General features: G+C 66.4%; 25 protein-coding genes. 6 read left to right on the top strand and 19 right to left on the bottom strand.

Going from position 1 to position 24917, the window contains the following annotated elements; all coding sequences use genetic code 11:
- Positions 1 to 132: 132 nt before the first annotated feature.
- Both ACYVD7_RS06660 and ACYVD7_RS06655 read right to left on the bottom strand, forming a co-directional pair.
- A complete protein-coding gene (locus tag ACYVD7_RS06660) occupies positions 133 to 888 on the bottom strand; it encodes a hypothetical protein (protein ID WP_460760689.1) in 756 nt (251 codons plus the stop codon).
- The gene (locus ACYVD7_RS06655) at positions 885 to 1517 is read right to left on the bottom strand and encodes a glutathione S-transferase family protein (RefSeq protein WP_460760687.1); all 633 of its coding nucleotides are present in this window, start codon (positions 1515 to 1517) and stop codon (positions 885 to 887) included. The genes ACYVD7_RS06660 and ACYVD7_RS06655 overlap by 4 nt, the downstream gene beginning before the upstream one ends.
- Positions 1518 to 1750: 233 nt before the next feature.
- Between ACYVD7_RS06655 and ACYVD7_RS06650 the strand changes: the two genes are divergently transcribed.
- Together ACYVD7_RS06650 and ACYVD7_RS06645 are read left to right on the top strand one after the other, a co-directional pair.
- Positions 1751 to 3580, top strand: coding sequence for a M14 family zinc carboxypeptidase (locus tag ACYVD7_RS06650; RefSeq protein ID WP_460760684.1), 1830 nt, complete (start codon positions 1751 to 1753; stop codon positions 3578 to 3580).
- A gap of 176 nt (positions 3581 to 3756) precedes the next feature.
- A complete protein-coding gene (locus ACYVD7_RS06645) occupies positions 3757 to 4161 on the top strand; it encodes a hypothetical protein (protein WP_460760682.1) in 405 nt (134 codons plus the stop codon).
- Between the two features lie 167 nt (positions 4162 to 4328).
- Here the strand turns inward: ACYVD7_RS06645 and ACYVD7_RS06640 are convergent, their stop codons facing one another.
- On the bottom strand, positions 4329 to 4961 hold the full coding sequence (locus ACYVD7_RS06640; protein WP_460760679.1) for a YdeI/OmpD-associated family protein: 633 nt from the start codon (positions 4959 to 4961) through the stop codon (positions 4329 to 4331).
- 112 nt (positions 4962 to 5073) lie between these two features.
- On the opposite strand from ACYVD7_RS06640, the gene ACYVD7_RS06635 reads away from it, so the two are divergent.
- Together ACYVD7_RS06635 and ACYVD7_RS06630 are read left to right on the top strand one after the other, a co-directional pair.
- Positions 5074 to 5283, top strand: a complete 210-nt coding sequence (locus ACYVD7_RS06635) for a hypothetical protein (RefSeq protein WP_460760676.1) — start codon at positions 5074 to 5076, stop codon at positions 5281 to 5283.
- A gap of 108 nt (positions 5284 to 5391) precedes the next feature.
- On the top strand, positions 5392 to 5628 hold the full coding sequence (locus tag ACYVD7_RS06630; RefSeq protein WP_460760673.1) for a hypothetical protein: 237 nt from the start codon (positions 5392 to 5394) through the stop codon (positions 5626 to 5628).
- A gap of 94 nt (positions 5629 to 5722) precedes the next feature.
- Here the strand turns inward: ACYVD7_RS06630 and thpR are convergent, their stop codons facing one another.
- The 6 genes from thpR to ACYVD7_RS06600 form a co-directional block, all read right to left on the bottom strand.
- On the bottom strand, positions 5723 to 6307 hold the full coding sequence (gene thpR / locus ACYVD7_RS06625; RefSeq protein WP_460760671.1) for an RNA 2',3'-cyclic phosphodiesterase: 585 nt from the start codon (positions 6305 to 6307) through the stop codon (positions 5723 to 5725).
- A 28-nt stretch (positions 6308 to 6335) separates the two neighbouring features.
- Positions 6336 to 6881, bottom strand: a complete 546-nt coding sequence (locus ACYVD7_RS06620) for an SRPBCC family protein (RefSeq protein ID WP_460760668.1) — start codon at positions 6879 to 6881, stop codon at positions 6336 to 6338.
- Between the two features lie 198 nt (positions 6882 to 7079).
- Entirely contained in the window at positions 7080 to 8957 is a 1878-nt protein-coding gene (locus tag ACYVD7_RS06615; RefSeq protein ID WP_460760665.1) for an ATP-binding cassette domain-containing protein, read from the bottom strand.
- A 379-nt stretch (positions 8958 to 9336) separates the two neighbouring features.
- Positions 9337 to 11430 (bottom strand): gluconolaconase, encoded by a 2094-nt coding sequence (locus ACYVD7_RS06610; RefSeq protein ID WP_460760663.1) that lies wholly within the window; start codon positions 11428 to 11430, stop codon positions 9337 to 9339.
- Positions 11431 to 11505: 75 nt separating this feature from the next.
- Positions 11506 to 13071: a protein adenylyltransferase SelO gene (locus ACYVD7_RS06605; RefSeq protein ID WP_460760660.1), complete on the bottom strand. Its 1566-nt coding sequence runs from the start codon at positions 13069 to 13071 to the stop codon at positions 11506 to 11508.
- A 17-nt stretch (positions 13072 to 13088) separates the two neighbouring features.
- Positions 13089 to 13538: a hypothetical protein gene (locus tag ACYVD7_RS06600; protein ID WP_460760657.1), complete on the bottom strand. Its 450-nt coding sequence runs from the start codon at positions 13536 to 13538 to the stop codon at positions 13089 to 13091.
- 131 nt (positions 13539 to 13669) lie between these two features.
- On the opposite strand from ACYVD7_RS06600, the gene ACYVD7_RS06595 reads away from it, so the two are divergent.
- Positions 13670 to 15715, top strand: a complete 2046-nt coding sequence (locus ACYVD7_RS06595) for a DEAD/DEAH box helicase (RefSeq protein WP_460760655.1) — start codon at positions 13670 to 13672, stop codon at positions 15713 to 15715.
- Between the two features lie 420 nt (positions 15716 to 16135).
- On the opposite strand, the gene ACYVD7_RS06590 is transcribed toward ACYVD7_RS06595, so the two are convergent.
- Positions 16136 to 16288 carry a hypothetical protein gene (locus tag ACYVD7_RS06590; RefSeq protein WP_460760652.1) on the bottom strand — a complete coding sequence of 51 codons (153 nt, stop codon included), beginning with the start codon at positions 16286 to 16288 and terminating at the stop codon, positions 16136 to 16138.
- 75 nt (positions 16289 to 16363) lie between these two features.
- The gene (locus tag ACYVD7_RS06585; protein WP_460760650.1) at positions 16364 to 17140 is read right to left on the bottom strand and encodes a dimethylarginine dimethylaminohydrolase family protein; all 777 of its coding nucleotides are present in this window, start codon (positions 17138 to 17140) and stop codon (positions 16364 to 16366) included.
- Between the two features lie 250 nt (positions 17141 to 17390).
- Between ACYVD7_RS06585 and ACYVD7_RS06580 the strand changes: the two genes are divergently transcribed.
- Entirely contained in the window at positions 17391 to 18629 is a 1239-nt protein-coding gene (locus ACYVD7_RS06580) for a TIGR03862 family flavoprotein (protein ID WP_460760648.1), read from the top strand.
- A 15-nt stretch (positions 18630 to 18644) separates the two neighbouring features.
- On the opposite strand, the gene ACYVD7_RS06575 is transcribed toward ACYVD7_RS06580, so the two are convergent.
- The 8 genes from ACYVD7_RS06575 to ACYVD7_RS06540 form a co-directional block, all read right to left on the bottom strand.
- On the bottom strand, positions 18645 to 19475 hold the full coding sequence (locus tag ACYVD7_RS06575; protein WP_460760645.1) for a class I SAM-dependent methyltransferase: 831 nt from the start codon (positions 19473 to 19475) through the stop codon (positions 18645 to 18647).
- Positions 19472 to 20143, bottom strand: coding sequence for a DUF998 domain-containing protein (locus tag ACYVD7_RS06570; RefSeq protein ID WP_460760642.1), 672 nt, complete (start codon positions 20141 to 20143; stop codon positions 19472 to 19474). The genes ACYVD7_RS06575 and ACYVD7_RS06570 overlap by 4 nt, the downstream gene beginning before the upstream one ends.
- A 4-nt stretch (positions 20144 to 20147) precedes the next feature.
- On the bottom strand, positions 20148 to 20939 hold the full coding sequence (locus ACYVD7_RS06565; RefSeq protein ID WP_460760639.1) for a sulfurtransferase: 792 nt from the start codon (positions 20937 to 20939) through the stop codon (positions 20148 to 20150).
- 87 nt (positions 20940 to 21026) lie between these two features.
- Entirely contained in the window at positions 21027 to 22280 is a 1254-nt protein-coding gene (locus tag ACYVD7_RS06560; protein WP_460761841.1) for an RNA polymerase sigma factor, read from the bottom strand.
- Between the two features lie 168 nt (positions 22281 to 22448).
- The gene (locus ACYVD7_RS06555; RefSeq protein WP_460760637.1) at positions 22449 to 23246 is read right to left on the bottom strand and encodes a YciI family protein; all 798 of its coding nucleotides are present in this window, start codon (positions 23244 to 23246) and stop codon (positions 22449 to 22451) included.
- Positions 23247 to 23342: 96 nt separating this feature from the next.
- Entirely contained in the window at positions 23343 to 23753 is a 411-nt protein-coding gene (locus tag ACYVD7_RS06550; protein WP_460760633.1) for a VOC family protein, read from the bottom strand.
- Positions 23743 to 24348 carry an SRPBCC family protein gene (locus ACYVD7_RS06545; RefSeq protein WP_460760630.1) on the bottom strand — a complete coding sequence of 202 codons (606 nt, stop codon included), beginning with the start codon at positions 24346 to 24348 and terminating at the stop codon, positions 23743 to 23745. Before ACYVD7_RS06545 ends, ACYVD7_RS06550 begins: the two co-directional genes overlap by 11 nt.
- 14 nt (positions 24349 to 24362) lie before the next feature.
- A complete protein-coding gene (locus ACYVD7_RS06540; RefSeq protein ID WP_460760627.1) occupies positions 24363 to 24791 on the bottom strand; it encodes a YciI family protein in 429 nt (142 codons plus the stop codon).
- Between the last annotated feature and the right edge of the window lie 126 nt (positions 24792 to 24917).

Below are 24917 nucleotides of genomic sequence, written 5' to 3'. Positions count from 1 at the left end.
GTGGAATGGGCGCGGATCCTTCCGCCGTGCAGGCCTCGCGACCTGCGTTTCGCAGATCCCGAGGCGCTGTAGGGTCGACATGCGATCGGGCAGGCGTGGTTACGAGCGTACCAAGCCGGCGGCCACCGACGTTCACTGGGCGGGTGCGGCGTTGCCGGCTTCCACCGTCAGCTCGTAGCGGAAGTTCTGCAGCAATTCCTTGCCGCCATCGCGATACGCCGCGCTGATCGCCAGCGTGTGGGAACCCGCCGGCAACGGCGACAGCATCAGCCAGTAGCCGGCCGTCGCGCCCGCGGGTTTCCCCGCAGACGGCGTGAAGCAGCCACCGCTGGACAGCCGCATCTGCTTGTAATCGCCTATCTGACGACCGTCGAGGATCACCAGGGCGGTGATGATGTGGTCGGCAAAGCGCGAAGCCTCCACCTGGTTGGCCTCGCAGGAGCCCTGCGCGGCGAACCAGTTGATCATCGGCACGAACAGGTGTTTGCCCGCGGGAATCGTGCAGGAGCGAGCGGTCTCGAATTGGCCATCCGTTCCCGCGAGGAACCACACCGGGCCGTCCGCTTCCTGGAACTGCGCGCAGCGGCGTCCATCGGGGTCACGATAGGGCACGTCGTTGATGCTGGGGAACCGGCCCACCCACTGCCACCATCGTTGCGTCCACTCGGACTGGGTGACGCCACCGACATCGTTGCCTGCGGCGATCCAGCGGTCGGCCAGGGTCGGCGGCGGCGGTGGAGGCGGCGGCGACGCCGGCTGTTCGATCCAGCCCATTTCCTCACCGATGTCGCGGACCCCATCGCAGCCCGACAGCATCGGCACCAGTGCCAACATGGTCGCGATCGCGACGGTGCGCGCGCGCAGGATCATTCCACCCGACTTCGTCATGCCCATTCGGTCAGCCCCTCGCGTTCGTAGAGCGTGCGGAACGACGGACGCGCCTTCATCCGCTGCGCCAGCGCCGCCAGGTGCGGCCACGTCGTCGCCGGCTGCGGCATGTTGCGCGACCAGCGCATCAGCATGGCGAGGTAGAAATCGGCCACGCTCACGTGTTCGCCCAGCAGGTACGGGCCGTGCGCGCCCAGGTGCGCGTCGAGGCGATCCCACGCGGCTTCGATGCGCGGGCGGACATGCTCGCGGGCGATGACCTCGTTGTCCTTGCCGGCGACTTCGTGCGGATACCACCAGATGCGGAACAGCGGCTGCACCGCATTGGCCAGGTGGAACATCCATTGCAGGTACTGCGGGCGACGGGCTTGGTCCAATGCGGGCGCCAGTCCGGCCTGCGGGTAGCGGTCGGCCAGCAACATCGACAGCGCGGCGCATTCGAAACGCGGCACGCCATCATCGATCAGGGTCGGCACTACGCCATTGGGATTGAGCGCCAGGTAGGCGGGCGACTTCTGCTGCCCGGCCTGGGTGTCCACGAGATGCAGCTCGTGCGGCGCATCCAGTTCGATCAGGAGCCAATGCACCACCATGCTGGCGGCACCTGGTGCGTAGTAGAGGCTGTACACGTGCGGATTCCCCTTCGGCCCACGGGCAGGATGCGCCACACGATAATCGACCGGCCTGCCGTTCGGCCATGCGGTATCCGCGGGGTGCGCCTTTCTGCGATCGCCACCCCACCCCGCGGCATGCATGCGTTGTCGTCTTGCCACCACGGTGGCAGCAGGCATGACCAAAGTCATGCCGTCTTCGCGGGGGGCGTGGGTACGATCGCCCCTTTCCCGTGAACGATACCTGCCCCATGCCCCGCAATTTCCGCCTGCTGGCCCTCGCCTGTGCCCTTACCGCCTGCTCCCTGCCCGCGCTTGCCGGCGATGCCGACACCAGCGCCCGCGAGCTGACGACCGTTTCCGAGCGCAGCGGCTTCGTGAAAACCGGCCGATACGAAGAAGTCATCGCGCTGTGCGAAGCCTTCCAGCAACGCTACCCACGCCAGGTGCGCTGCTTCGACTTCGGCACCACGCCCGAAGGCCGGCCGATGAAGGCGCTGGCCGTGTCCAACACCGGGATGCTGCAACCGCAGGCCGCGCGCGATGCGGGCCTGCCGGTGCTGCTGGCGCAGGGCGGCATCCATGCGGGCGAAATCGATGGCAAGGACGCGGTTTTCCTGCTGATCCGCGAGTTGCTGGAGGGCAAAGCCGGCAAGGCGTCGAAAGACGGGCTTTCGAAAGACGGGCTTTCGAAAGACGTGCTGTCGAAGTCCGTGCTGCTGTTCGTCCCGGTGTTCAACGTCGACGGCCATGAGCGCTTCAAGGCCTGGAATCGCCCCAACCAGCGCGGCCCGGAAGAGATGGGCTGGCGCACCACCGCGCAGAACCTGAACCTCAACCGCGACTACATGAAGGCCGATGCGCCGGAAATGCAGGCGATGCTGCGCCTGATCAACGAGTGGGACCCGACCGCGATGATGGATCTGCACGTCACCGACGGCGCCAAGTTCGAACACGACGTGTCGCTGATCGTCGAACCGCTGGATGGCAACGACGAAGGCCTGCGCAAGGCCGGCCGACAGTGGCGCGATGGCGTGATCGCGCGCCTGGAGAAGCAGGGATCGCTGCCGGTGCCGTTCTATCCGTCGTTCGTGGAGAACGACAATCCGGCGTCGGGCTTCGAGCACAACGTGGCGCCGCCGCGCTTCTCGCAATCGTATTTCGCCGAGCGCAACCGCCTGGCGATGCTGGTGGAAACCCACTCGTGGCGGAACTACGCGCACCGCGTCCGCGTCACCCGCAACACCGTGCTGGCGACGCTGGAAATGCTCGCGCAGTACGGCAGCCAGTGGCGGCAGGACGAAGCCGCCGCCGACGCGCGCGCGACCACGCTCGCGGGCAAGGCGGTGCCGCTGGACTACAAGGCAACCGACAAGGTCCGCACGATTGCCTTCCGTGGCTACGCCTATACGCGCACGCCTTCGGAGATTTCCGGCGCGTTGATGACGCGCTATGACGAGTCGAAGCCGCAGGTGTGGAACATCCCGCTGAAAGACGAGGTCGTACCCGCCACCGTGGTCAACGCGCCGGGCGCCGGCTACATCGTGCCGGCCGCCCACGCGGCGTGGATGGCGGCGAAGCTGCAACTGCACGGCGTCGCGTTCCGCCGCCTCGACAGCGCGCTTGCCGGTGCGCAGGTCGCTTCGTTCAGCGCGGACAAGGCCGAGTTTTCGCCGACTTCCTTCGAGGGCCGCCAGGCGGTCAAGCTGACCGGTGCCTGGAAGCCGGAAACGCGCGACATCGCCGCCGGTGCGTTGTTCGTGCCGATCGCGCAGCCCAAGGCGCGACTGGTGATGGCGCTGCTGGAGCCGCAATCGCAGGATTCGCTGGTGGCGTGGGGCAGCTTCAACACCGCATTCGAGCGCAAGGAATACATGGAGGACTACGTCGCCGAAGAAGTCGCGCGCGACATGCTGGCGAAGGACCCCGCGCTGAAGGCCCGCTTCGAGCAGAAACTGAAGGACGACGCGGAATTCGCGAAGACGCCGTCCGCGCGACTGGATTACTTCGCCCGCCTGCACACCTCGTGGGACCAGGCCTACAACCGCTATCCGGTGGTACGAGTGGACCGGGCTCCCTGAGTTTGATGCCAGGCCGGCACGATGTGTCGACGCGCTTCATCAACACGCCGGGCGAACCGCGAGGGCGCGAATGTTCCGTCCGGCTTCGCGCAATGTGATGCCGTGCACGACCCGCTCCGTCCCGACACGGGCGGAGCGGTGTAGCCTGCGCCGATCGCGTGTTTCCGGAATCGATCATGAGCAAGCCGAAGCGGCTGTCTGCATTCGTCGCAATCACCCTGGCGGCAGGGTTGTCAGGGTGCGAGCCGGACAGCCAGGCGCCCGCGCTCTCCGCATCCACTCCGGAAGCGACTGCGCCAACCGCATCCGCGACGCCTCCCGCGAAGAAGCCGGCATCCACGTCGAGTCATTGGCGTTGCGGTGACATGGACGCGATCACGCGCTTTGACGAAGCCTCGCTCGATGCGATGGTCCTCATCGTGGCCGGCCAGGAGCTGGTCCTGCACAGCGTCGAATCCAACGAGGGCGCACGCTTCACCGATGCCGCCGGCAATGCGTTTTCCAGCAGTCCCGGCAGAGTCAGCCTGACCGTGGCGGGCTCAGGCCCGACGACCTGCACGAAGCAGAAAGCCGCACCCTGAATCCACGCCCCGGCGCCATGAGTCAAATGTCATCCCAAGCGCAGCCGGGGATCTGCTGTTTCGCTGCGAAAAACAGATCCCTCGCCAAGCTCGGGATGACAGAGCGGGACTTCTTCAGAGAGTAGCCCACGCCTTACACCGGACGTCGGGTACGACGTAGCCACGTCTCAGCAGTTCTCGTACTTCCAGTTGCGCCGCTTGCCTTCCGCGAGCCACTCGAGCGTCTGCGCCAGGCGCTTGGCGCGGGTTTCCTCACGCTTGGCCTCGACGATCCATTCGACGTATTCGCGCTTGCAGCTGAGCGGAAACGCTTCGAACGTCGCGCGCGCCCTGGCGTGCTTCTTCAGCGCCAACGCTGCGGCAAGTTCGTCGGGGACTTCGGCGTCCGGCTTGGGGCTGCGAGGCTTGGCGGGCGTGCGCGGCGCGCCTTCCTCGATCAGCTTCATTGCCTGCTTGAGATAGCCGACCAGCTCGCGCTTGCTCGGCAGGTCCGACACACGGGTGAGGCGACCGAACTGGCCCATGCCGTCGTCGCTGCCTTCCACCACCACCGAACCCTGCCACAGCCCGAAACTGGCGTGCTGTTTGAACGCAGCCATGCCGCACAGGATCTTGCCGCGATAGGTAAAGCTGGGCGCGCTCCATTTCACCGTCTCCTCGCAGTCCGGGCACGCGGCGTGGACCACGTCGCGCAGGTGGCTGAGGATCGGCCGGGCGAATTCGGCCGCCTTGGCGATGTAGGCGTCGATGCGCGGGTCTCGCTTGCCCGTGCTTGGCTTGCCGGTGCTTGGCTGTCCCATGCGTGGTTTCCCTCGTGGCGGCAACGGCCTATTCTGCACCGGGAGTGCGTTGTCCCATTGAGGGGGAGCAGCCATGGTCGACCGGGAACGTAGACACGACGCAGCGCAGGCAATGGCTGCGCTTCGCAACCAGCTGAATGCGGACCAGCTCATGACGCTGCGCGACCTGGAGCGGTTTGGCTGGGAGCTGAAATTCGTCAGGCGGCCACCGTTCCAGGAGTCCGTGCCGGTGGTCATCGACGGCGACCGCAAGAACTACGCCGTGCTCAATCCCGACGGCAGCCTGGAAGACAACCCGGTGGACCTGAAAATCCGACCCTAGGATTTCCGCCGTTTTGCCGGGGCGGCTCGCCCACCTCATTGTCCAGTGTGTTGTCCGTCGCGCCAGGCCACTCCCGTTGGCAAGTACAAACGCACACGGAAAACGACGATGTCAGGCGATCGGCGAGCTCCTGCCAATGCGATCACGGTGCAGCGCCGCGGGGTGCTGACGATGGCGCAACAGCAGATGGTGTGCGAGTCGGAGCGGCTGGGCTGGTCGCTGCGTTTCGTGCGGGTCTCGCGCCAGGGACCCGTGCCAGTGCTGTTCGCGACCGAACGCGATTACCTGGTCCTGCGTACGGACGGCAGCGTGGTGCGGCAACCGGATATCACGCTGCGGAACTGACAGCGGAACGTCCGCTCGCATCTTTCCGTATCGAAAGCGCGCCTCTAAAAACCCGAAATTCTTGCCGCGAAGTCGGGAAACGACGAATGGTTCCCTAAAGCAACGACCAGCGTCCAAGCTGCTGGTAGACATTGCGGCTGCCCAGCTGACTGTCGATCAGGACGAATTCGCGCACCGGCCAATGGATCGGCGCGACGGCCTGCTCCACCAGCGGACCATTGGCATCGCGCAACACCGTGACGTGCGGAACGAAGCGCGATGCGCCTTCAACTTTCAGCTGCTCGCGCGCCAACGCAAGGCGCAATTGTTCCCACAGCTGCTGCAGACGGGGTTCGACTGTTGCGCTACCCAACCAGCCGACGCGGTTACGTGCAAAGCCGCCCGCGCGATCCAGCGTCAGCTCGAATGCGGATTCCCTCAGGCCATCGGCGGCCTTGCGCGCGCCGGCCACGATGTCCTCGCGCAGTGGATGGAAGGTGCCCAGGAAATGCAGCGTCATGTGGAAGCGACGCGGATTCAGCCAGCGGCCCTGCGCGGCGCCACGGGTGCGCAGGTCACCTGTCACGGCTTCCATCTGCCGGCACGTTGTCTCGTCCGGAACGAGCGCGAAGAACAGGTTGTGGGTATCGCGGGCGTTGTCGCCACGCTGTGTCGGGTCTGGGAACAGGTCGGTCTGCATTCGTGATGTCGTGAAGTTCGGTGCGGGCTCAACGTTTCGTCGCGGCGCGCAGATAGTCGGCCAATCCACCCAGCTGGATGCCCTGTACCTTGTCGACGACGGGCACGAATTTCGTCAGGTCGTCAGGGGTGTAGCCCCCGGCGCGATACCACAGCGTGATTCTCGTGCCTTCGTCGACCTTGGCCAGGCGGAACTCCATCGCGCCACTCAGCCCCATCCCCTGCAACGGGCCTAGCCCACCGGTCATGCGCAAGGTCTTGCCGGGATCGACGAAGGTCACCGTCATGTGCCAGGCCTGCTGCGCGCCGTTGATCTCGCACAAGCAGCCACCGGCGCGCGGCTGGATCGAAAGCTTCGACGCATCGCCCCACCAGGTGTGGTCCTTCGGCCACCAGCGACCGACGTCGTTGACCAGTGCGTTCCACGCCGTCATGGGATCGACGGGAACCACCTGTGTGTTCTCGATGGTGAAGCCGCCCGGCGACATGTCCTTGACTTCGGCTCGAGCCGGGGCGCATGCGTCGAAGAACAGCACAGTGGCAATCGCGGCCGCGACAAATGCGTTGTTTCGCATGCTCGTGCTCCCGGATGTTTGGGCGATTAACGCGCGGCGTCGGATCGGTTGCAAGTGCGCGGACGTGGCTGCGCACCGTCATCCAGCAAGGACATCAGGAACAGGGCAACGAATCGGGACATCGTGCACCCCGCCGCGGTCGTACCGCGACGGGATATCGAAAAACGACCCGCACTTCGCGGGGAATGCCGCGACTGGTCAGCCGTCCAGCTCGGCCCAGCGCGCGTAGGCCGTATCGAGCTCGCCCTGCGCCGACGCCAGCGCATCGTTGTCGCGCGTGATCAGGGTGATCTCGCGCTGGTAGAACCCGGGATCGTTCATCGCTGCGGTCAACGCGGCGACACGGGCTTCCAGCGTTTCGATACGCGCGGGCAACTGTTCCAGCTCGCGGGCATCCTTGTAGCTGAGCTTCTTCTTCGGCACCGCGACTGCCACGGACGGAGCCGGCGCCACCGACGAAGCGGGCTTCGCCGTCCCGGCAGATGCGACTGAACCCACCGGCCGCTGTCGCAGCCAGTCGCTGTATCCACCGACGTAGTCGCCGACGCGACCGTCGCCTTCCATCACCAGCGTGGAGGTCACCACGTTGTCCAGGAAGTCACGGTCGTGGCTGACCAGCAGCAGCGTGCCGGCGTACTCACCCAGCAGCTCTTCCAGCAGTTCCAGCGTTTCCACGTCCAGGTCGTTGGTGGGTTCGTCCATCACCAGCAGGTTGGACGACTGCGCGAACAGCTTGGCCAGCAGCAGGCGGTTGCGTTCGCCGCCCGACAGTCGCGTGATCGGTGCGCGCGCGCGTTCGGGGGTGAACAGGAAATCCTGCAGGTAGCCGATCACGTGCTTGTGCTTGCCGTTGATCTCGACCGACTCGCGGCCTTCGGCAACGTTCTCGATCGCGTTCCAGTCCTCGCGCAGCGTGGCGCGGTACTGGTCGAAGTACGCCACCTGCAGGTTGGTGCCGATCTTCACCTCGCCCGAGGTCGCCGCCAGTTCGCCCAGCAGGAGCTTCAGCAGCGTGGTCTTGCCGCTGCCGTTGGGACCGATCAAGCCGATGCGGTCGCCGCGCATGACCGTGGTCGACAGGCCGCTGATGATCGCGTTGGCGCCGTAGCCGAAGGACACGTCCTTCAGCTCGATCACCTTGCGACCGGATGCCTCGCCCTGCGCGACTTCCATCTTCACGTTGCCGGTCAGATCGCGGCGCTGCGCGCGTTCGTTGCGCATGGCCTTGAGCCGGCTCACGCGGCCTTCGTCGCGGACGCGGCGGGCCTTGATGCCCTGGCGGATCCAGACTTCCTCCTGGGCCAGGAGTTTGTCGAAGCGGGCGTTTTCCTGTGCCTGGGCGTTCAGGCGTTCCTCGCGACGGCGTTCGTAGTTGGCCCAGTCGCCCGGCCAGCTGGTGACCTGGCCACGGTCGATCTCGACGATGCGCGTCGCCAGCGCGCGCAGGAAGCGGCGATCGTGGGTAACGAAGACCAGCGCACCTGGCCAGGCCTTCAGGAACCCTTCCAGCCAGTCGATCGCGGCGATGTCGAGGTGGTTGGTGGGCTCGTCCAGCAGCAGCACGTCGGGCGCCGACACCAGTGCGCGGGCCAGCAGGACGCGGCGCTTCATGCCGCCGGAAAGCCCGGAGAACAGGGCATCGCCGTCCAGGTCCAGCCGCGTCAGCGTCTCGGTCACGCGCTGGTCCAGCGACCAGCCGTGCACGTCCTCGATCCTCTGCTGCACGTCCGCCAGCGCTTCGGTGTCGATGTGTTCGGCGTGGATGAGGTGGTGGTATTCGGCCAGCCAGGCGCCGAGTTCGCCCAGGCCGCCGGCCACGACATCCCACACGTCGCCATCGGCGCCAGCCGGGACTTCCTGCTCCAGCCGGGCGATACGGGCGCCACTTTCGACGCGCACCTCGCCGTCATCGGGCTTGATATCGCCCGCGACCAGCTTGAGCAGCGTGGATTTACCGGCGCCGTTGCGGCCGATCAGGGCGACGCGTTCGCCGGCTTCGAGGCTGAGGGCGACATTTTCCAGCAGCAGCGGGCCGCCGACGCCGTAGTCGACGTTTTGCAGTGTGATCAAGGGCATGCCTGCATTCTACCGGCCGCCACCCTTGCCGGCGCATACTTCCGCCATGCGCGACACGGTGTCGCCGCATCCAACCGCACGGGAGAACGCCATGTCCAAGGGGCTCGACAAGAAGAAGGAAACGAAGAAGAAGCCGGAAAAATCGCTGAAGGAAAAGCGCGCGGCGAAGCAGGAAAAGAAGTCTGGCAAGTAATTGACCGGGGCTTCGCGCTGCGCGTTGCCCAGGATGAGCGGGGCGTTGTCGCCTCGCTGAGCTGTTTTTCGGCGGACGGGCGTGCCGCCGATGCTTGGGCGTCGCCACGCTCGGATGGCGCTTGGAGTGATCCGTGCGCCACCGAGCCGGGCATTGCATCGCCCGTCCACTCGCCGCCCGGAGCTGCTACCGCAACCGCACCGGCAGCTCCCGCCCGGCAGTCGCGATATTCCCGCTGAAATCCTTCGCCGTGATGCGAAGCACGTAGTCACCCGCGGGCAAACCGTCGGGCCGCCAAGCTCCGGTCGCCAGGTTTCCGCCATGCACGGTATTGGTCACGACGTAGCGGAAGCGCGTGACGCTGCTGCCATGCACGGTGATGCCGCTGTCAGGGGCGTAGGCGATCTTCACCGCATCGTCGACCGGCAACAAATCGAAGGCGATGGAGGTGCGCGGCACCTCGAAGCCCGGCAGCGGCTGTCCGGCCGCGTCCAGCCATTGGTACCCGAGCGAATACAGTCCGAGACGACGGCGCGGCAGGTTGCGGTCCACCTGGTCCCACGCGTCCACCACGATCTGGACGCCCTGGCTGTCGCGCCCCAGCAGCAGTCGGCCCTGCTGCTTCTGCACCAGGGGTTGGTCCTGCATGTCGAGCAGCTCGATGCCTTCGATATGCGGCGGGTAGTGGTCGGAATAGCCGATGAAGCCGAGCGCGATCGCGTTGCGCTCGTAGCCGTTGGCGCCGACGATCAGGTGCACGTGGGCCATGGCATTGATGGTGCCTAGCGCATCGCCGGCCTTGAACCGGGTCCCGCGACGCACGCGGATGCGTTCGAGCTCGCCCGCCGCATCGGTGACGCGGGTGAATCGCGCCGGGTCGATGGGAGTGCCCGATGCGGTCCGCCCGATCCGCATGTGGATGTAACTGATGTCGTCCAGCGCCATGCCTTCGCCGAGCGAATCGGCGTGGCCCCAGGTCGCGGTTGGGCTGCTGACCTTGGCATCAGCGATGGCGAGGACCTCCTGGCCGACGTCGCCGCGGATGTCCAGCCCGTTGTGGAAATGGTCGCGGCTCTCGTGCTGGTAGTTGCCGCGTACCTCGCCGAGCGTGCCCACCACCTCATGCCAGCTGTCCTGCGGATGCAGCGGCCAGCGCCCCTGCGTGTCCGGCGGCGGATTGGCCGTCGACGGTCCGGAGACGGCCAGTTGGGGTGGCAGCGCGCTCTTCGACGCGGGCGCGATGCCGTGGATGCGGTAGCCGCTGGAGTCCGCGACAAAAAGGTCGTCATTGCGACCGATGGCGATGCCGGTCGGCCGCGACAGTCGCGCCGCGGGCCGCGCGTCGACGATGACCGCCGCTTTTCCATCGGGCGCGATCTGGAGCACGCGTCCGCGATACAGCTCGCCCACGTAGAGCACGTCGTCATGGGTGATCGCCAGGCTGACCGGCCAATGCAGGCCCAGCGCGTTCCCGGCCTCGGCAAGCGGCGTGGTGACGACACCCTGTCGCGTCACGCGCCGGATCGCGCTGTTGCGTGTGTCGGCCACCCACAGTTCGCCGCGGCGGTCGATCACCATCGCGCACGGCGTATCGAAGCGGGCTTCGGAACCTGCGCCGTCCACGTTGCCCGGGCCCTCGCCGCCCGCGAGCGTACCGACGCGGCCATCGGTGCGGATGACGCGGATGCGGTCGTTGTAGGTATCCGCCACGTACACCTGCCCGGCCGCATCCACCGCCACGCCGGTCGGACCATCGAACTGCGCCTGCGCGGCGGGACCATCGCGGAATCCGGGCTGGCCGGTACCGGCGAGCGTGACGACGTTGCCGTCCGGCGTGACCTTGCGGATGGCGTGGTTGCCGGTATCGGCCACGTACAGGTTGCCGGCGCGATCCAGCGCCATGCCCGACGGTGTGTTGAACGCGGCCGCGCTCCCCACGCCGTCGCGGAAACCTTCCACCGAACCGCTCCAGGTGGAGACGCGCCCATCCGTGCTGATCCTGCGAATCCGGTTGCTGTCGCCGCCATCGGAAACGAACAGGGTGCCGTCGCCGGCGCGGACGATGCCGTAGGGATCGCTGAACCTCGCCTGCAACGACGCGCCATCTCGCACTCCGCGCACGCCATCGCCTGCCAGCAATCGCAATTGCCCAGTCCACGCGATCGGCGTGCGCGCGACGACTGGCTTCGGCATCGGTCGTGCGGGCGTGAACACGAAAGTCGCTGCGAGCGCCGCGACCGTCGTTCCCGCCACCAGCCACAGCCATGCGCCTCGTGCCATGCCATTGCTCCTGCGGCGCCCGGCGCCTTCCCTGGGAGCCAGGATTCTAGGGCCTGTCGACGCCATCCGAGTACGTCAGGAACTGCACGAGAGCATCGAGCATCCCGCGCGCTCGCGCGCCCAATCGGGGCGTTTGCGTGCGAAATCCTCGCGACCAGGCTGTTCGTCGTAGGGCCGGCGCATGACGTCGAGCAGCTCATGCACGCCTGCGATATCGCCCTGTTCGGCGCGGTCGATCGCCTGCTGGGCCAGGTAATTGCGCAGCACGTATTTCGGATTCGCCGCCTGCATGCGTGCGCGGCGGGCGGGCGCATCGCGTGTGTCCTCACGCACTCGCGCCGCGTAGCGCGCAAGCCATGCATCGAAAAGCGAGATGGCGGCTTCGCGCTTGTCCTCGTCATAGAACGCGTGCGCCAGCGGCGCCAACGACGGCGCCGCGACATCGACATCGACATCGGCCAGCGCGCGGAAAAACAGCGTCATGTCGACCTCGGCCTGCGCCAGCAGTTCGTGCAGGTCGCGGATCAGTTCGACGTCCTCGTCGCGGCATCGCGCCAGCCCGAGCTTGCCGGCGATGTTGTCGCGGTCGGCTGCTGTGTAGACCTCGGCATAACGCTCCAGCCCTTCATTCAGCGCGTCGACGCCCTCGAACAGCGGCGAGATCGCATGCGCGAGCCGCATCAGGTTCCAGTGCGCGATCTTCGGCTGCCAGCCGAACCGGTAACGGCGGCCCTGCGCGTCGGTGGTGTTGGGGGTCCAGTCCGGATCGTAGTTGTCGATCCAGCCGTAGGGTCCGTAATCGATGGTGAGCCCGAGGATCGACATGTTGTCGGTGTTCATCACGCCGTGGACAAAACCCACCCGCATCCAGTGCGCCGTCATCACCGCGGTGCGCGCGCAGACCTCGCCGAACCAGCGCGCGTAAAGCGCCTCGCCTTCGCCCTCCAGCTCCGGGAAGTCGCGACGGATGCAGAACTCGACAAGCTGTCGCAGCAGGAACAGATCACTGCGCGAGTACGGCAGCTCGAAATTGCCGAAACGGATGAACGACGGCGCGATGCGACACACGATCGCACCGGGTTCCGGGCACGGATGTCCGTCGTAGAACATGTCGCGGACCACGTCCTCGCCCGTCGTCACCAGACTCAGGGCACGCGTGGTCGGCACACCGAGGTGGTGCATGGCTTCGCTGCAGAGGAACTCCCGGATCGACGAGCGCAGCACCGCACGGCCATCGGCGGTGCGCGAATACGGCGTCAGTCCCGCGCCCTTGAGCTGCAGTTCCCAGCGCTCGCCACCCGCGTTGATCGCCTCGCCCAGCGTGATCGCACGACCGTCGCCCAACTGCCCGGCCCAGTGACCGAACTGGTGGCCACCGTAGTTCGCCGCGTACGGATCCATGCCGGCAAGAAGCGCGTTGCCGCCGAAAACCTCGGCGAATTCCGGCGAAAGCACATCCGCTTCGGATAGCCCCAGCACCTGCGCCATTTCACGCGAATGCGCCAGTAGTCGCGGCGCCGCGACCGGTGTCGGTATGACGCGCGACCACAACGCGCCTTCCACCTGACGGATGCGCGGACCGGTTTCCGTATCCCCGGGGAGCTCACGCAGGAACGTGTTGTCGAATGTCAGATCCAGCATGACGCCATGGTACGGCGTCACCACAGGTTGAACCGCAGGCCCTCGCGTTCGTTGTCCCAGATCGTGCTCACCACCCACCAGCGATCCTGCTCGAAGCACAGCTGGATGCTGTTGGCGCCGCGTTTCAGCAGCACCGGGGAATCCGGCGCCGGCCGCGCCTCATACAGGCTCCAGACGTGGGCCACCTGGCCGAAGCGCTCGATGCGGTGCTCGATGTCGATCTCGTGGAAGTCGTTCTCCGCGAAGAACGGCTCGACATTGGCGATGTAGCTCTCCTGGGTGAATACGTCCGCCCGCGTCGAACCGTCGGGCAGAACCACCGTGCGCAGACTGAGCGCCTCGGGGCGGTGCAGGTAGCGGAACCGCTCCCAGTCGCGCGGCGCGCCGGCGGGCCCGGAAATGCAGGCGTAGATCGCCCGGATGAGGCGGGAAATGTCCTGCACGTCGTCGAGCCATTGCGGATCCATCGGGCAGCTCCTCGCTGGGGTCATCTGTCGGGATTTACGGGTTGAAAAGCAGGGTTGGAGCCCGTGCTCGGGCCCGGCCCGTTACACTATCGCCCCAGACCGGTCCCAGCGCCGGCGCATTCGAGGCCGCCATGAGCGCCCCAACCCCTCCTGAAAACTCCGCGGCGGACGCCCCGTCCGTCAAATTCACCGATCTCGCCCTGCCCGAGCCCCTGCTCAAGGCGCTGGCCGACGTCGGTTACGAATCCCCCTCGCCGATCCAGGCCGCGACCATCCCGCCGCTGCTGGCCGGCCGTGACGTGCTGGGCCAGGCCCAGACCGGCACCGGCAAGACCGCTGCGTTCGCACTGCCGATCCTCGCCCGCATCGATCCGGCCCAGCAGAAACCGCAGGCCCTGGTGCTGGCACCGACGCGCGAACTGGCGATCCAGGTCGCCGAAGCCTTCCAGAAGTACGCGCACCACCTGCCCGGCTTCCACGTGCTGCCGATCTACGGCGGCCAGAGCTACACCCCGCAGCTGGCGTCACTCAAGCGCGGCGTTCAGGTCGTCGTCGGTACGCCCGGCCGTGTGATCGACCACCTCAATCGCGGCTCGCTCGACCTCTCGCAGCTGCGCTGCCTGGTGCTGGACGAAGCCGACGAGATGCTGCGCATGGGCTTCATCGACGACGTCGAAGCCGTGCTGAAGAAGATTCCGGAGACGCGTCAGGTGGCGCTGTTCTCCGCGACGATGCCGCCGCAGATCAAGCGCATCGCCCAGACCTACCTGCGCGATCCCGTCGAAGTCGCGATCAAGACGACGACCACGACTGCCGCCAACATCCGCCAGCGCTATTGGGCAGTGAGCGGCGTGAACAAGCTCGACGCGCTCACCCGCATCCTGGAAGCCGAACCGTTCGACGCGATGATCGTGTTCTCGCGGACCAAGCTCGGTACGCAGGAACTGGCCGACAAGCTGTCCGCGCGCGGCATTTCCGCCGCCGCGATCAACGGCGACCTGGACCAGAAGGCGCGCGAGCGCACCATCCAGCAGCTCAAGGACCGCCGCATCGACGTGCTGGTCGCCACCGACGTGGCCGCGCGCGGCCTCGACGTGGAGCGCATCAGCCACGTCCTGAACTACGACATCCCCTACGACACCGAAAGCTACGTCCATCGCATCGGCCGCACCGGCCGTGCCGGCCGCAAGGGCGAGGCGATCCTGTTCGTCGCCCCGCGCGAACGCGGCATGCTGCGCGCGATCGAGCGGGCCACGCGCCAGCCGATCGAACCGATGGCGCTGCCCAGCGTGGAGACGGTGAACGAACAGCGCGTATCGAAGTTCCTCGGCCGCATCACCACCGCGCTGGAAAGCAGCGAGCTGTCGATGTTCCGCGACCTGATCGAACGCTACGAGCGCGAGCAGAACGTGCCCGCCGTGGAAATCGCCGCGGCGCTGGCCAAGCTGGTGCAGGGCGAGATGCCGCTGCTGCTGCAGGCCACCGCCCAGCAGCTGCGACCGCATCGCGAGGACGTTGGCTTTGAACGGCCGGGCTTTGATCGGCCGGGCTTCGAGGACAGGTACGGCTCTGATCGACCCAGCGCCGATCGCGGCCGATCCGGCGCCGACCGCAAGTCGTTCGACAAGCCGCGCCCGAAGTTCGAGCCCCGCGAAGACGCGCCGCCCCGAGCGACCGAAAGCTGGAGCGCGCCAGCGGATACGCAACCCGCCCGAGCTGGAAACGGCCACAACGAAGCCGAATCGTTCTTCGACGACGACGCTCCGCGTGCCCCGCGGCCGCCGCGTGAACCGCGTGCGGCACCCGAAGCCGGCATGGAGACCTTCCGTATCGAAGTGGGCCACCGTCACGGCGTAAAGCCCGGCAACATCGTCGGCGCCATCGCCAACGAAGCCGAGCTGGAAAGCCGCTACATCGGCCGCATCGACATCCGCGACGAGTTCAGCCTGATCGACCTGCCCGAAGGCATGCCGCGCGAGGTCATGGAACACCTCAAGCGCGTGCGCGTTGCCGGCCAGCCGCTGCGCATCAGCCGGGACGGTGGCGGTAGCGGCGACGGCGGTGGGCATGCGGGCCAGCGCCCGCACCACCGCGACGACGATTCACGACCGCCGCGCGGTCCGCGTCCGCCGCACGCCGGCGGTCCGCGCAAATCGTTCAAGCCACGTCCGCGCTGAGACGCGACGATACGAAAAAGGGGCGGAATTTCTGCCCCTTTTTCTTCGGATCGATCCCGCAAGCATCGACTCGCGCCTCGCACGACTGTGCTGATGCGTCCTTCGACTTCAGCGCTACGCGCTTACGCTCAGGACGAGCGGGCTCTTGCGGGATTGGATGCATCCTCGACTTCAGCGCTACGCGCTTTCGCTCAGGACAAGCGGGTTCCTACGGGATAGAAGTGGGCCGTACGAACGTTTGCAGACTACTTGAGGCTAACGCGTCGACGCCGTGTGTCGCAAAGGCCGCCCGTACCGCCGCAGGATCAGCATCTACTCCCGCTCGTCCTGAGCGTAGCGCCGCAGGCGCGAAGTCGAAGGTCGGTTTCCAGCACGCCAACACCCGCCCAGCCGGTCCAAACGACCTGCTGAATCCTCCGCTCAGAACGGCCAAGGCAACCCGAGACGCGGCGCGACCAGCCAATACAGGCCCAGGATCACCAGCGCCCACATCGCCAGCTTCAGCACGAAGCCCGCCACCTTGAATGCGAAGTACAGGCCGATGATCACCAATACGATGCCGAACCAGCTCATGCCGTGATTCCCGTTGGGTCGAAAGTGGGGCGCAGTTCGAGCTTAGGCCGACGCCGCGTCGCTGCCAACCAGTTGCTATGCCGGGACGGCCTCGTTGAACACCAGGCTGCAGCAGGTCGTGGCGCCTTCGGCCTTCTGCAACTCCGATACATCCACGCCCACCACTTCGATGCCGGCATCGACGAGTCGCGCGCGCGTGCGGGGGAAACAATCGGGCATCACCACGGTGTCGCCGATGCGCAGGAGATTGGCGGCGTGTTCCTCCGACGGGTCGACCTCGATCACGCGGAAGCCTGGGAACGATGTCGCATCCACCCATTCCGGCTGGATCAGCACGGTGTCGTCGCGCGGCGCGGTGACCGCGGACTTCAGGTGCAGGCAGCCGCGGATCGGCACCGCGCGCACCTGGTAACCGAATTGCGCGATCAGCTCGCCCAGTTGCGCGATGCCCTGCGCATTGCTGCGCCCGGACTGACCGACAAACACCGTGCGACCGATGCGCAGCACGTCGCCGCCATCGATCGTTCCCGGTGCCTGGATCGCGCGCAGCGGTCGATAGCGCTGCAGGAGCTCGGCGACGCTGGCACCCTCGTTCCGACGCGACTCCGCGCCCGGCCGCGTCATGACCGCGACTTCGTCCAGCACGACGGCGACATCCTCGACGAACACGGCATCGGGCATCGTGGGCTCGGCTTCCAACGCCAACACGCGGCACCCCAACGATGCCAGCACGTGCTTGTAGGCACGATGCTGCGCCTTGGCCTTGTCGACATCGATGGCCGTGCGATCGACGTGGGTGAGTTCGCAGTCGCCCAGGCTGGGGCTGACTTCACGGGTGATGGCAATGCGCATGGTTGTCCTGATTCGTGGGGGGATTCTGGTTCTGATGCTCTGGCGCGGGCCCTTTTCCGCGACGCCCGATCATTCCTCGCTTTGCAGCCACCGACGTTCAGTGGCGCGATGCGATCGCAAGAATCCGTTGGCCGGCACTTTCGCGCAATGGGCACACCTGTTCCCGCGCGCTGCGGCGCGTTGGTGTTGCCGCGAGGCTGACGGCTTCCCGCGGCGCGGCATAATGGCGCGCCCGCCCACAGCCCCGCCCATGCCCGAGCCCCTTCCACCGTGCACCCTGGCCATCATCGGCGGCGGCCCCGCCGGGCTGATGGCGGCGGAGATCGCACGCGCGGCAGGCATCGAAGTCGACCTGTTCGAAGGCAAGGGATCGGTCGGCCGCAAGTTCCTGATTGCCGGCAAGGGTGGACTTAACCTCACCCATGGCGAACCGCGCCCTGCCTTCGACGCACGTTACGCTGGACGCCAGGCGGAGGTCGCGCGCTGGCTGGATGTCTTCGACGCCGATGCGTTGCGCGAATGGGCCCGCGGTTTCGGTATCGACACCTACATCGGCACGTCCGGCCGCGTCTTCCCGACGGATCGCAAGGCGGCGCCATTGCTGCGTGGCTGGGTCCGGCGACTGCGCGATCAGGGCGTGCGTTTCCACGTGCAGCATCGCTGGACAGGATGGAGCGACGACGGCGCGCTGCGCTTCGACACGCCGCAGGGCGAACGCGAGGTCCATGCCACGGCCGTGGTGCTGGCGCTCGGCGGCGGCAGCTGGCCGGAACTGGGCTCCGATGGTGCGTGGGCGCCGTGGCTATCGCAGCACGGCGTCGATGTGGCACCACTGCAGCCGTCCAACTGTGGCTTCGACGTCGCATGGACACCGCATTTCTCGGAGCGTCACGCCGGCGCACCACTGAAGCCGGTGGTCGCACACTGGCGCGGACTCGACGGCAGCGAGAATTCACTGCAGGGCGAATGCGTCGTCACCGCCAACGGTATCGAAGGCAGCCTGGTCTACGCGCTGTCAGCGGCGCTGCGTGACGTCATCGCGCGCGACGGATCGGTCGAACTTGCACTCGACCTGGCACCCGGCCGCGACATCGAGCGCCTGCGCAGCGAGCTTTCGAAACCCCGCAACGGCCGCAGCCTGAGCGAGCACCTGCGCCGGCAGGCCGGCATCACCGGCGCAAAAGCAGCACTGCTGCACGAAACGCTGTCGAAGGAGGAATGCAACGACGCCGCCCTTCTCGCGCGCACGATCAAGCGGCTGCCGCTCACGCTGCTGCGCGCGCGGCCCATCGATGAAGCGATCAGCAGCGCAGGAGGCGTACGCATCGAAGCCCTGGACGACGCGTTGATGGTGAAGGCGCGACCGGGCCTGTTCTGCGCCGGCGAGATGCTCGACTGGGAAGCGCCAACAGGTGGCTACCTGCTGACGGCGTGCTTCGCCAGCGGGATGGTCGCGGGGCGTGGTGCAGTGGAGTGGTTGCGGCGCTGAGGCGTCGTTTTGCCGTCAGCGCTGCCCCGACACCACCGGCACATGCCACACCGCGTAGTAAGGCGGGGTTTCGATCGCATCGATGATCGTGTCGAAATCGGCGGCGACCTCCTCTATCGATCGGTTCGACGCTTCCGCGAGTACACCGGAATAACCGTCGCGCCACGCGCGCATGATCCCGCCGAACGTTGCCCGTGGCACGCGCAACGTATCGACAGTGACGAAGTCGAGCGCGACCCGCGCATACCCCGAACGTTCCAGCAATGCGGGTGAATGCCGGCCAATGCGGCCGTCGCAGCCGATGCCCTGCAGGTAGGCGATGGCGTTCTGGTTCCAGAAGCGATCTGGATCGAAACGGCCGTCGGCGCGTTCGATGACGGGCATGTGGAGCATGCCGTAGTCCTCGGACAGCAGGTGCAGCCAGCCGCCAGGCTTGAGCACGCGTGTGATCTCCGCGAGCACCGCCGGAAAATCCGGAACGGCCTGCGACATGTGGCGGCACACGACGAGGTCGAAGGAAGCGTCGGGAAAGCGCAGCGCGAACGCATCGCCGACTTCATAGCCGATGCGATCGCCGAAGGCCGCGCTGTCGCGCCGCGCCAGGGCGAGATTGCCTTCCAGGATGTCAACGCCAGTCAGATGCGCCTGCGGGTAGCGCTCGGCCAGGCGACGGGTGATCTCGCCGGTGCCGCAACCCAGGTCAAGGACGCGGATCGCGCCGGACAGGGCGTATCGATCGAACACACCCTGTTCCTGCGGCCAGATCGCCTGCGCCTGGTGCGCCAGATTGCGCGCCATGGATTCGTCGCCCATCTGTTCGGCTTGCGGATTGCGGTCCTGGCTCATGTCGCGTCCTCCGTTGTTTCCGCGCTCGGGAGCGAAGTGCTTCCACGCAGCCATCGCGCCGCCAATGCCAACCACGCGATGATCAGGGCGATCACCACTTTCTGGGTCAGGCCGCGTGGCACGTCGCGCCACAGCAGGTGTATCCACATCGCGACAAAGCAGGCGACTGCCAGCGCGAACGCGACAATGAAGCGGCTTCGCCATTGTGCGTCGCCACGCAGGCGCCAGGCCTGTAGCATCATCGCGGTGGTGACGCACAGGAAGGCGGCGCTCGCCGCCAGTCCATGCACGAAGGCTTCAAACGAATAGGTGCCGGGGACCGTGTCGGAATCCGCCAGTGCGGTGAGGTCCAGCGAGAGTCCCGCCGCCACGAACAAAAGCAACGGCGCTCCACTCCGCGCCGCCGCGACCAGCGCCCGGTAGTAACCCACGCCCAGCGCCATCAGCGATGCGCCCAGCAGGAAGTAAGCCGCTTTCACCACCCAGCCGGAATCGCCCAACAGGTAGAAACTCAACGGCGCCCGCATCCAGTCCAGATCGGCACGCCAGAACTGCGCAGCGATGGTGACGAGTGCGAACGCGACCACGCCCAGCAGCGCGACGCTGCCAAGGCGGCGCGTGTCCGCCATCGATCCAGCAGCGCGGCGGTCAGCGGTGCCGTCAGTCACACCATCAATTGGCATTGCCCGTCCTCACATCGGCAAATTCGTCGGCAGGTCCATCGGCGGACGGCATATCGACCAGAGGCTTCAGATCCGCGTCCAGCGCCACGCGTTCGTCGAACACGAAGCAGCGGCCGTCATAGCCGTAACCGCCCACTTGTTCGAAGTAACCCAGGATGCCGCCGTCGAGTTGCAGCACGTTGTCCATGCCTTCGGAATGCATCCATAGCGCCGCCTTCTCGCAACGGATGCCGCCGGTACAGAAACTCACGACCACCGCATCGGCCAATGTCGAACGATGCGGCGTGAGCGCTTCGGGAAGGTCGGTGAAATTATCGATCGGCAGTGTCATCGCGCCGGCGAAGGTGCCGTAGTCGATTTCCTCGCGATTGCGCGTGTCGAGCAGCACCAGCCTGCGGCCGGTGTCGTCGTGGCCTTGCGCGATCCAGCGAGCCAGCTCGTGCGGTGACACCGACGGCGCCCGTCCGGACAACGGCGACGAATCTTCGCGACGGAACGCGATGATCTCGCGCTTGAGCTTCACCTTCAGCCGCGCGAAGGGCTGCGTGTTGCTGCGGCTTTCCTTGACGACGATGTCGGCGAAGCGGGCATCTGTGCACAAGGTGTCGAGGAAGGCCTGGATGGCCGACGCGTCGCCCGCGAGGAACAAATTGATGCCCTCTTCGGCCACCAGCACGGTTCCGCGCAGGTCGCCGGCCTCCGCCAGCGCGCGCACGTGTGCGGCAACGTCGGTCGGATCGTCCAGGCGGGTGAAATGGTAGGCGGCGATGTTCAGGATCACCTGCGCATTTTAGCCGCGCAGGTGCGCCAGGCGGCGCGTTCCGGCTGAAGATGCGCCTCTTCGCGTCGGAACGCCCCCGATTCCGTCCTATCGGGCGCGCGCAGCGCGATCCAGCAGCAGGGCTCGCTCGCGTGCGTTGCGGGTGAGCTGCGCGGCGCGCTCGAACTCGACCCTCGCCTCGTCCAGTCGGCCCAGCTTCTGCAGCAGGTCGCCGCGCACGCTGGGCAGCAGGTGGTAACGCTCCAGTGCGGGTTCGTTCGTCAGGGCATCCACCAGCTCCAGCCCCGCCTGGGGACCGAACAGCATCGCCAGCGCCACGGCGCGGTTGAGTTCGACGATGGGCGATGGCGTGACCTGCCCCAGCTCGCCATACAACCCGACGATGCGCGCCCAGTCGGTGTCCTCCGGTCGTAGCGCACGTGCGTGGCAGGCCGCAATGGCGGCCTGCAACGCGTAGGGGCCGCGGATGCTGCGGACTTTCTCCGCGCGCTCCAGCGCGGCCAGGCCGCGTCCGATCAGCAGGCGATCCCAACGCGAACGATCCTGGTCCAGCAGCAGGATTGGTTCTCCGGAAGGCCCGATGCGGGCGCCCGCGCGCGAGGACTGGATTTCCATCAGCGCCACCAGGCCGTGCACTTCCGCTTCGCGCGGAAGCAGTTCGGCGAGGATGCGGCCCAGCCGCAATGCGTCTTCGCACAACGACGGCCTCAGCCAATCATCTCCCGCGGTAGCCGAATACCCCTCGTTATAAATGAGGTAGATCACCGACAGCACCGCGGAAAGCCGGCCAACCAGTTCCTCGCCGCGCGGCACTTCGAAGGGGATATCGGCATCGCCCAGCGTGCGCTTGGCGCGGACGATGCGCTGGGCGATGGTGGGCTCCGGCACCAGGAACGCGCGGGCGATTTCGTCGGTGGTCAGGCCGCCCAGCAGTCGCAGCGTCAGCGCGACGCGCGACTCCTGCGACAGCACCGGATGGCAGGCGGTGAAGACCAGCCGCAACAGGTCGTCGCCGATGGGATCGTCCAGGGCGTCGAGGATGTCTTCCTCGTGCAGTTCCTGCTGGAGTTCGACCTCAAAGCCCAGCTCTTCGTGCTTGCGCCGTTGCAGCTGGTGTCGGCGCAGGCGGTCGATGGCGCGATGCTTGGCGGTGGTCATCAGCCACGCGCCCGGATTGTCCGGAACGCCTGACTGCGGCCACTGTTCCAAAGCAGCGACCAGCGCATCCTGCGCGAGTTCTTCCGCCAGCCCGACGTCGCGCAGCATGCGCGCCAGTCCGGCGATCAGGCGCGCGGACTCCATGCGCCAGACGGCATCGATGGTGCGGCGGACCTGGGCCATGCCGCTTTCTTCAGGCGCGCCCTCGTTGGAGCCGCCCTCATGATTAGCGCGACGCTGGCGATCACGACCGGCGTCCACGCGTGCTTGTCCGTCGCCCGCCTTCATCAATCGATCACAGCACTCCGTGATGGCAGGCGCAAGGCGCGAAGATGTGCAGGTCGTGTTGATTCATCCCGCCACGCCCGCCATGCCGTCGAACACGCCCTCGACCATGCCTTCAAAATCGCCGCGTTCGTACAACGGCCGGATCTCCACCACCGCATCATCCATGGGATACGGATAGCCGGTCACCCACTCGATGGCCTGCGCGATGTCGCGCGCCTGGATCACCCAATAGCCGGCAACCAGTTCCTTGATCTCGGTGAAGGGACCGTCGATCACGGCGGGTCGGCCGCGCGAAAACTTCACACGCATGCCTTTCGCGCTGGATTGCAACCCTTCTCCACCCAGTAGTTCGCCGCTGGCCATGCCCTGCTGGTTGCGGTGGGTCATCGCGTCCAGGCGCGGCTGCTCAGCGATCCTGTCCGCCTCCATCGCGGCGTCGGATTTGAGCAGGACGGCGTAGCGGATTTTCGCGAAGTCACGCATTTCCGTCGGCGCCTGCACTTCCTGCACACCGCCAGGGCAGCCGCTCTCGCGCAACTCGACCAGCGCCTCGCCGTTGGCGTCCTGCACCGGCCACCGCTTGATCCATTCGATCGCTTCCTGGCGCGACGCGACCTCGATCATGCCGAACGACGCCAGCAGCTGGTCGCCATCGAACGGACCGTTGACGATCCGTTGCGCGCCGTCGCCGAAGTGCACGCGTACGCCCTGCGAACTGGGCCGGAGGTCCGCATCGACGCGGAGCACGCCCGCCCGGCGCATCTCGTCGCGGTAACGGTTGATGGCTTGCAACTGCTCGGCGCTGGGCGGCCCGGCTTCGCTGCCGGCATCAGCCTTGCGCATGATCATGTATCGGAGCATCCGGATCCTCGTTCGATTCATCTATGTGCGTCGCGCAACGGTTGCGCAACCGGTCGTCGCCGCGCCAGGCGGCGACACATCCTTCCACGCCAGGACTCAGTGTTCCGTCGCGCAGTTGGCCATCCACGACACGCCGAAGCGGTCGCTGAACATCGCGAAGCGGCGCGCCCAGAAGGTTTCCTCCGGCGGCATGAGCACGCTGCCACCCTGACCGAGTTCGGTGAAGATCCGGTCGACCTCCTCCGGCTTCGAGACGTTGATCGCGACCGAACAACCCTTGACGCCTTCGTACTTGTCGTTGGGAGGGCAGTCCGATGCCATCAGCACCTGGCCATCGACGTCCAGTCGCGCATGGATGATCTTGTCGCGCCCATTCTCCGGCATCGACTCGCAGCCCGGCGCTTCTCCGTAACGTTGCAGCATCAACTGTCCACCCAGGACCTTCGCGTAGTGCTTGAACGCTTCCTCGCAATTGCCGTCGTACATCAGGTACGGATTAAGTTGCATGACTGGCTCCCTGGGAATGGATCGGACACTTGGCCGCGGGGCCGGCAATAGTGTTCCCCGCGACTTCGCCAGTACCCTCGACGATGGACTTGAGCGTGGCCAGGCCTTTCTCGAAATCCGTACCGACCATCTTGTCCATATTGAAGAACAGGCAGATCAGGCGGTTGATGAAGGGCGCCGGGCCGCTCATCGCCCAGCCGACATGGGTGACCGGCCCCTCATGATCGAAGGTGAACTCGGCGACGTTGCTGGCCTGGAAGGGCTTGAGGAATTCAAGCTGGATCCGGATCCGCGACGGCGAGGATTCCAGTATCCGCATGCTGCCCTGCCCTACGTCGTTGTTGCCTTCCCAGGCGTAGGTGGCGCCGTCTCCGACGGTGACGGCGCCGAACTCGCGCCGCATCGCCGGATCCTTCTTCTCGTACGGCGACCATTGGCCCCAACGACCGAAATCGTTGATCAACGGGTGGATATGCTGCGGTGATGCGTCGATGTCGATCGTGCGTGCCACGCGGAACGTGGTCGGCCGCGTGGCCGCGATGAGCAGCGGAATGGCGACGATCAGCGCAATTACAACAATGATGATTGAAGTCATGGTTGTCGTCCTCCTCAACGCGCCGCGATCTGTTCGCGCAGGCGCACACCCTGCTCGACCATCTCGACGGGCATCGCATCGCCGAAATCCTCCGCCTCGAAGACCGGACGAATCTCGATGATCGCCTCGCCTTCACCCGGATGCGGGTTCGGGCAACGCTTCGCCCATTCGATCGCCTCTTCCATCGAGTGCACCTGCCACAGCCAGAAACCGGCGATCAACTCCTTGGTTTCGCTGAAGGGGCCATCGATCACCGCTCGCCGCCCACCCGAGAACGCGATGCGTTTGCCGCGCGAGCTGGGCTGCAGGCCTTCGGCGGCGAGCAGCACACCCGCTTTCACCAGTTCCTCATTGAACTTGCCCATTTCGGTCAGCAGCTGCTCGGTGGGCATTGCGCCGGCTTCAGAGGCGGCACTGGCCTTCACGATCACAAGAACTCGCATGTTCGTCTCCTTTGACTTCGGGCCCGGCCGCCTGCGGATTCGCCGGCTTCAAGCGGGGCCTTGTCCATGCGTCGAACGGGGGCGATGTGATTCGACATCGGTTGGCAAAGTTTTTTTGCGGACGCC

This window comes from Lysobacter fragariae (assembly GCF_054779775.1).
This window is presented reverse-complemented; position numbering and strand designations above follow the sequence as displayed.

What these genes read in the sequence shown, in the direction of transcription:
- ACYVD7_RS06660 (WP_460760689.1), bottom strand. Translation starts at nt 888, where the DNA reads ATGACGAAGTCGGGTGGAATGATCCTGCGCGCGCGCACCGTCGCGATC.
- ACYVD7_RS06650 (WP_460760684.1), top strand. Translation starts at nt 1,751, where the DNA reads ATGCCCCGCAATTTCCGCCTGCTGGCCCTCGCCTGTGCCCTTACCGCC.
- ACYVD7_RS06645 (WP_460760682.1), top strand. Translation starts at nt 3,757, where the DNA reads ATGAGCAAGCCGAAGCGGCTGTCTGCATTCGTCGCAATCACCCTGGCG.
- ACYVD7_RS06640 (WP_460760679.1), bottom strand. Translation starts at nt 4,961, where the DNA reads ATGGGACAGCCAAGCACCGGCAAGCCAAGCACGGGCAAGCGAGACCCG.
- ACYVD7_RS06635 (WP_460760676.1), top strand. Translation starts at nt 5,074, where the DNA reads ATGGCTGCGCTTCGCAACCAGCTGAATGCGGACCAGCTCATGACGCTG.
- ACYVD7_RS06630 (WP_460760673.1), top strand. Translation starts at nt 5,392, where the DNA reads ATGTCAGGCGATCGGCGAGCTCCTGCCAATGCGATCACGGTGCAGCGC.
- thpR (WP_460760671.1), bottom strand. Translation starts at nt 6,307, where the DNA reads ATGCAGACCGACCTGTTCCCAGACCCGACACAGCGTGGCGACAACGCC.
- ACYVD7_RS06620 (WP_460760668.1), bottom strand. Translation starts at nt 6,881, where the DNA reads ATGCGAAACAACGCATTTGTCGCGGCCGCGATTGCCACTGTGCTGTTC.
- ACYVD7_RS06615 (WP_460760665.1), bottom strand. Translation starts at nt 8,957, where the DNA reads ATGCCCTTGATCACACTGCAAAACGTCGACTACGGCGTCGGCGGCCCG.
- ACYVD7_RS06610 (WP_460760663.1), bottom strand. Translation starts at nt 11,430, where the DNA reads ATGGCACGAGGCGCATGGCTGTGGCTGGTGGCGGGAACGACGGTCGCG.
- ACYVD7_RS06605 (WP_460760660.1), bottom strand. Translation starts at nt 13,071, where the DNA reads ATGCTGGATCTGACATTCGACAACACGTTCCTGCGTGAGCTCCCCGGG.
- ACYVD7_RS06600 (WP_460760657.1), bottom strand. Translation starts at nt 13,538, where the DNA reads ATGGATCCGCAATGGCTCGACGACGTGCAGGACATTTCCCGCCTCATC.
- ACYVD7_RS06595 (WP_460760655.1), top strand. Translation starts at nt 13,670, where the DNA reads ATGAGCGCCCCAACCCCTCCTGAAAACTCCGCGGCGGACGCCCCGTCC.
- ACYVD7_RS06590 (WP_460760652.1), bottom strand. Translation starts at nt 16,288, where the DNA reads ATGAGCTGGTTCGGCATCGTATTGGTGATCATCGGCCTGTACTTCGCA.
- ACYVD7_RS06585 (WP_460760650.1), bottom strand. Translation starts at nt 17,140, where the DNA reads ATGCGCATTGCCATCACCCGTGAAGTCAGCCCCAGCCTGGGCGACTGC.
- ACYVD7_RS06580 (WP_460760648.1), top strand. Translation starts at nt 17,391, where the DNA reads ATGCCCGAGCCCCTTCCACCGTGCACCCTGGCCATCATCGGCGGCGGC.
- ACYVD7_RS06575 (WP_460760645.1), bottom strand. Translation starts at nt 19,475, where the DNA reads ATGAGCCAGGACCGCAATCCGCAAGCCGAACAGATGGGCGACGAATCC.
- ACYVD7_RS06560 (WP_460761841.1), bottom strand. Translation starts at nt 22,280, where the DNA reads ATGGCCCAGGTCCGCCGCACCATCGATGCCGTCTGGCGCATGGAGTCC.
- ACYVD7_RS06555 (WP_460760637.1), bottom strand. Translation starts at nt 23,246, where the DNA reads ATGCTCCGATACATGATCATGCGCAAGGCTGATGCCGGCAGCGAAGCC.
- ACYVD7_RS06550 (WP_460760633.1), bottom strand. Translation starts at nt 23,753, where the DNA reads ATGCAACTTAATCCGTACCTGATGTACGACGGCAATTGCGAGGAAGCG.
- ACYVD7_RS06545 (WP_460760630.1), bottom strand. Translation starts at nt 24,348, where the DNA reads ATGACTTCAATCATCATTGTTGTAATTGCGCTGATCGTCGCCATTCCG.
- ACYVD7_RS06540 (WP_460760627.1), bottom strand. Translation starts at nt 24,791, where the DNA reads ATGCGAGTTCTTGTGATCGTGAAGGCCAGTGCCGCCTCTGAAGCCGGC.